The organism is Limnohabitans sp. (assembly GCF_044361985.1).
GTDB lineage: Bacteria > Pseudomonadota > Gammaproteobacteria > Burkholderiales > Burkholderiaceae_C > Limnohabitans_A.
In genome coordinates this window covers 1-4,940 of the sequence record NZ_JBIKHV010000131.1, presented here as the reverse complement: position 1 = coordinate 4,940, position 4,940 = coordinate 1, and the positions used below count along the sequence as shown (strand labels likewise).

General features: G+C 57.9%; 5 protein-coding genes. All 5 read left to right on the top strand.

Going from position 1 to position 4,940, the window contains the following annotated elements; all coding sequences use genetic code 11:
* Positions 1-192: 192 nt before the first annotated feature.
* The 5 genes from ACIQ3A_RS13745 to aroE all read left to right on the top strand — a co-directional run bounded on the left by ACIQ3A_RS13745 (position 193) and on the right by aroE (position 4,613).
* On the top strand, positions 193-1,314 hold the full coding sequence (locus ACIQ3A_RS13745; protein ID WP_396432290.1) for a YhcG family protein: 1,122 nt from the start codon (positions 193-195) through the stop codon (positions 1,312-1,314).
* Complete coding sequence (locus tag ACIQ3A_RS13740) at positions 1,311-1,517, top strand: hypothetical protein (RefSeq protein WP_396432289.1); 207 nt, start codon at positions 1,311-1,313, stop codon at positions 1,515-1,517. The genes ACIQ3A_RS13745 and ACIQ3A_RS13740 overlap by 4 nt, the downstream gene beginning before the upstream one ends.
* 22 nt (positions 1,518-1,539) lie before the next feature.
* The gene (locus ACIQ3A_RS13735) at positions 1,540-2,496 is read left to right on the top strand and encodes a Gfo/Idh/MocA family oxidoreductase (RefSeq protein WP_396432288.1); all 957 of its coding nucleotides are present in this window, start codon (positions 1,540-1,542) and stop codon (positions 2,494-2,496) included.
* Positions 2,497-2,499: 3 nt separating this feature from the next.
* A complete protein-coding gene (locus tag ACIQ3A_RS13730; RefSeq protein ID WP_396432287.1) occupies positions 2,500-3,681 on the top strand; it encodes an MFS transporter in 1,182 nt (393 codons plus the stop codon).
* Between the two features lie 101 nt (positions 3,682-3,782).
* Positions 3,783-4,613, top strand: a complete 831-nt coding sequence (gene aroE / locus ACIQ3A_RS13725; protein ID WP_396432286.1) for a shikimate dehydrogenase — start codon at positions 3,783-3,785, stop codon at positions 4,611-4,613.
* Positions 4,614-4,940: the final 327 nt, after the last annotated feature.

Genomic DNA, 4,940 nt, shown 5'->3' with positions numbered 1-4,940 from the left:
CCCCAAGCTGCTCCACCGCTTCTACCATGTGCCTGCCAGCAACACGGCGGTGGGGCATGTCATTCTTGAGAACAACTGAGTCCCGGTTTGGTTATTAATGAGTTCGTTTATTCTTGTTATATATCATAAAAGTCATAATTTTCGAGAGTAATTCCTCGTCTAAATGACAAAAAACAAGGTGAGTAAGTTCCCATGAACAACACAAAAAACTACCAAAACCTGCAAGCTAACATCGCAGATTTACTGCGCCAAGCCCGAACAGTTGCGGTGCGAAGTGTCAATGCGGTGATGACAGCGAGTTATTGGGAGGTGGGGCGGCGCATTGTTGAAGCCGAGCAAAAGGGCAAGCGCCGGGCGGCTTATGGTGAACAACTAATCCAACAACTGGCAGTGGATTTGACGGTGGAGTTTGGGCGGGGGTTTGGTGCGCGCAACTTAGCGCAGATGCGGGCTTTTCACATGGGATGGTCGTACGAGAAGATTTTGCAGACAGTGTCTGCAAAATCTGGAATCGATGAAATTTCTGCGATTCGCGCCCCCATCCGTGAAACACCGTCTGGCCCATTCATCCTGAAAGACCTTGCACACGCCTTTCCCCTGCCATGGTCGGCTTATGTGTGCCTCTTGTCGGTCGACGGGGAAGAGTCCCGTCAGTTCTACGAACACGAAGCCCTGCGTGGCGGCTGGAGCGTACGGCAACTCAAGCGTCAAATTGATAGCCAGTTTTTTGAGCGCAGCCTGCTTTCCAAAGATAAAAAGGCCATGCTCAGCAAAGGCGCTCAGCCCAAGCCTGAAGACATGATGGGACTAGACACCATCATCAAGGATCCGTATGTGTTGGAGTTTCTTGATCTCAAAGACGAGTACAGCGAAAGCGATCTTGAAGAAGCGCTGATCCATAGGTTGGAAGATTTCCTGCTTGAATTGGGCGACGACTTTGCCTTCGTGGGTCGCCAAAAACGCTTACGCCTCGATGATGAGTGGTTCCGCGTTGACTTGGTCTTTTACCATCGGGCTCTGCAATGCCTGGTGCTGATCGACCTCAAACTCGGAAAATTCAGCCACGCCGATGCTGGGCAAATGCACATGTACCTGAACTACGCTAAAGCCCATTGGATGCGTGAAGGAGAGAACCCGCCCGTGGGCATCATCTTGTGCAGTCAAAAGGGCGCAGCCCAAGCGCACTATGCGTTGGAAGGCTTGCCCAACAAAGTGCTTGCTGCGAGGTACCAAACCCTGTTGCCCAGTGCTGAGCAAATAACCAATGAACTTCGCAGGGCAAGCGCTCAACTGACGCAGAGGGGGAGGGCATGAGAAATCACCCCGACTTCGAAACACTGCCGCTTGAAATCAACGGCACCCCCGTACGCGAAACCATCCGTGAGATTTTTCGCAATCCGGCCAACGGCACGCCAGACACCATCCGCAAGGCGGGGTTTTGGGCACTGGCTTTGAAGAGCAATGCGCTGGGTGAGAACCGTGATTTGGCCCTGCGCAACATCTTCAAACTCAAATAGTTTTCACAGAAAGGCAATACCCATGAGCAAAACCATCAAAGTCGCCCTGGCTGGCGCCGGTGCCTTCGGCATCAAGCACCTGGACGGCATCCGAAACATCGACGGCGTCGAGGTCGTGTCGCTGATCAGCCGTGACATCGAAAAAACCAAAGAAGTCGCTGCCAAATACGGCATTGCACATGCCACCACCGACCTGAACGAATCACTGGCTTTGAAAGAGGTGGCTGCGGTGATTTTGTGCACCCCCACGCAAATGCACGCCAGCCAGACCCTGGCTTGCCTGAAAGCCGGCAAACATGTGCAGGTGGAGATTCCGCTGTGTGATGTCTACCAAGACGGCCAGGAAGTCTTGCGCGTGCAACAACAAACCGGCTTGGTGGCCATGGTGGGGCACACCCGCCGCTTTAACCCCAGCCACCAGTGGGTGCACAACAAGGTCCAGGCCGGGGATCTCAACATTCAGCAAATGGATGTGCAGACCTATTTCTTTCGGCGCACCAACATGAACGCGCTGGGCCAGGCCCGCAGCTGGACCGACCATCTGCTGTGGCACCACGCTGCCCACACGGTGGACCTGTTCGCCTACCAGTGCGGCAGCCCCATCGTGAAGGCCAATGCCATCCAGGGCCCGATTCACCCTGCGTTGGGCATCGCCATGGACATGAGCATCCAGCTCAAGGCCGCCAATGGTGCACTCTGCACACTCAGCCTGAGCTTCAACAACGATGGGCCGCTGGGCACTTACTTTCGCTACATCGGCGACACCGGCACCTACCTGGCGCGTTACGACGATCTCTTCACGGGCAAGGAAGAAAAAATCGATGTGTCCCAAGTGGCCGTGTCCATGAACGGCATCGAGTTGCAAGATCGCGAATTTTTCTCGGCGATCCAGCAAGGCCGCGAGCCAAACTCGAGCATCGCGCAAGTGCTGCCTTGCTACCAGGTCCTGCACGATCTGGAACAACAACTGATGGGCTGACCGATGACATTCACAGCGCAAGCTGAACGCAACAGCTTGCGTGTGATGGGCTTGGCGGGCTTTGCCAGCATGGCCTCGATGCGCCTGTGCGACCCGATGCTGGTGGTGCTGGGGCAAGAGTTCCAGGTCACCACGGGTGATGCATCGCGTGTGGTCTCTGTGTTTGCCGTGTGCTATGGGGTGTTGCAATTGTTTTACGGGCCGCTGGGAGACCGTTTCGGTAAATTGCGTGTGATCTCGTTGGCGGTGCTGGCCTGCGCGGTGTTCAGTGCCATCACCAGCATGGCGTCAGACCTTTCGCTGTTGGTGGTCATGCGCGGCTTCATGGGCGCTGCGGCTGCAGGCATCATCCCGCTGTCCATGGCCTGGATTGGTGATCAGGTGGCCTACGACCGCCGCCAGGAAACCCTGGCCAGGTTCATGGGCTACACCGTCAGCGGCATGATGGCCGGCTTGTGGTTCGGGGGCTTTGCGGCCGAGCATCTGGGCTGGCGCAGTGCTTTTGCCATGTTGTCTGCGGTGTTTTCAGTTGCCGCCTTCATGCTGTGGCGCAAGTTTCGCAACGCACCTGCGCAAGCATCTGCCGTCGGCGGCACCAGTTTCAAGGCGTACTTTGCCAACACCTTCCAGATCCTTCGCATGAAGCGTGTGCGTCAGGTCCTGGCAGTGACGTCCATCGAGGGGGCCTTGGTTTTTGGCGCCATGGCCTTCATCCCCACCCATTTGCACGAGCAATACGACATGAGCCTGGTCTTTGCCGGCTCGGTGATGATGCTTTACGGCGTGGGGGGCTTGGTCTACAGCCAGCTGGCACGGCGTTGGATGGGTTGGCTGGGCGGCGAGCGCGGCCTGGTCAGAACTGGCACCGCCTGCATCGCGCTGGGCATGCTCACGGTGGCTTGGGCCAACCAGCCGGTGCTGGGCATGCTGGGCTGCTTCGTCACGGGCTTTGGCTTTTACATGTTGCACAACACATTGCAGGTCCAGGCGACACAAATGGCCCCCGCCTCTCGCGGTACGGCGGTGACCTTGTTCGCCTGCCTGCTGTTTTTTGGCCAGTCGACCGGCGTGCTGCTGGTAGCCCAGAGCGTGGACCGTGGCTGGTTGCCCTACGCCTTGATGCTGGCGGCGTTGGGCGTGGCGGTTTTGGGGGGCGTCATTTACCGCCTGGTGGGGCGACACTGACTTTTTGAAGGGCGCCCGATGGGGGTGACGGCTTGGCAGGCCCATTGCTCAGGTGCCGGGGACGATAAGATCACGTCATTGTTTTTAGAAAAAACTTCTTCATGACCGACCGTTACGCCGTCATCGGCAACCCCATCGCGCAAAGCAAGTCACCGCAGATCCACAGCGCTTTTGCCAAGGTCACCGGGCAGGACATCGACTACACCAAACTGCTGGCGCCCCTGGGCGGTTTTGCCGCAGCGGTGGATGCGTTTCGTGCAGCGGGTGGTCGAGGCATGAACGTGACCGCGCCCTTCAAGCTCGATGCCTTTGCCTACGCCACCGATCTGGCACCCAGCGCGCAGATGGCAGGGGCTGTCAACGCCCTGAAGTTTGAGGGCGACAAGGTCCATGCGGAGAACTTTGACGGCGTGGGCCTGGTGCGCGATCTGGTGCACAACCTGGGCTGTCCGATCAAGGGAAGACGTGTCTTGATTCTGGGCGCGGGCGGTGCGACCCGTGGCGCGTTGCTGCCCCTGTTGGCCGAGCAGCCTGCCGAGCTGGTGATCGTCAACCGGACGGTGTCCAAGGCGCAAGCATTGGCCGCGCTAGCCCAGCAACACCAAAGTGGCAAGGTGCCTGTGCATGCGGCCGCTTACGCCGATGTGGTGGGGGTTTTTGACGTGGTGCTGAACGCCAGTTCGTCCAGCCTGACTGCCGAGCTGCCACCTTTGCCGCCCAGTGTTTTTTCACCCGACTGTCTGGCCTATGACCTGACCTACGGCAAGGGCCTCACGCCCTTCCTGAAACTGGCGCAACAAGCTGGCGTCACGCGCCTGGCCGATGGCGTGGGCATGCTGGCCGAGCAGGCCGCTGAGGCATTTGCCTGGTGGCGTGGCGTGCGTCCGGACACGGCCGGGGTGATCCAACAACTCACCGTGCCTCTGGTCTGATTTTTTGTAACACCATGCCTGTCTGCACCCCACGCAGGGTGTAGCCCTTCAGGCTGTTGGGTGTAGACACTTATGTCGTTGGGTGTATTCCATCAGGTTATGAAAAACAGACCCATGGGTACATGCGCTTGTGCATGAAATGCCAGAGGATGAACTTGGGCCACAGCCTGAATTCACTCCATCAATTTCATGAGGATCAGTATGCGCGCAAACCATCCATCCCGGCTTGTCAGAATTTTGTCTTGGACAGGAATGGGGCTTGTGGCCTCAGGCCTGCTGGCTTGCGGCGGCAGCGGTGGCGGTACAGCATCCACCGGCACACTCCGG

Excerpts from the sequence above, each read along its gene's own strand:
- ACIQ3A_RS13745 (WP_396432290.1), top strand. The coding sequence starts at position 193 with ATGAACAACACAAAAAACTACCAAAACCTGCAAGCTAACATCGCAGAT.
- ACIQ3A_RS13740 (WP_396432289.1), top strand. The coding sequence starts at position 1,311 with ATGAGAAATCACCCCGACTTCGAAACACTGCCGCTTGAAATCAACGGC.
- ACIQ3A_RS13735 (WP_396432288.1), top strand. The coding sequence starts at position 1,540 with ATGAGCAAAACCATCAAAGTCGCCCTGGCTGGCGCCGGTGCCTTCGGC.
- ACIQ3A_RS13730 (WP_396432287.1), top strand. The coding sequence starts at position 2,500 with ATGACATTCACAGCGCAAGCTGAACGCAACAGCTTGCGTGTGATGGGC.
- aroE (WP_396432286.1), top strand. The coding sequence starts at position 3,783 with ATGACCGACCGTTACGCCGTCATCGGCAACCCCATCGCGCAAAGCAAG.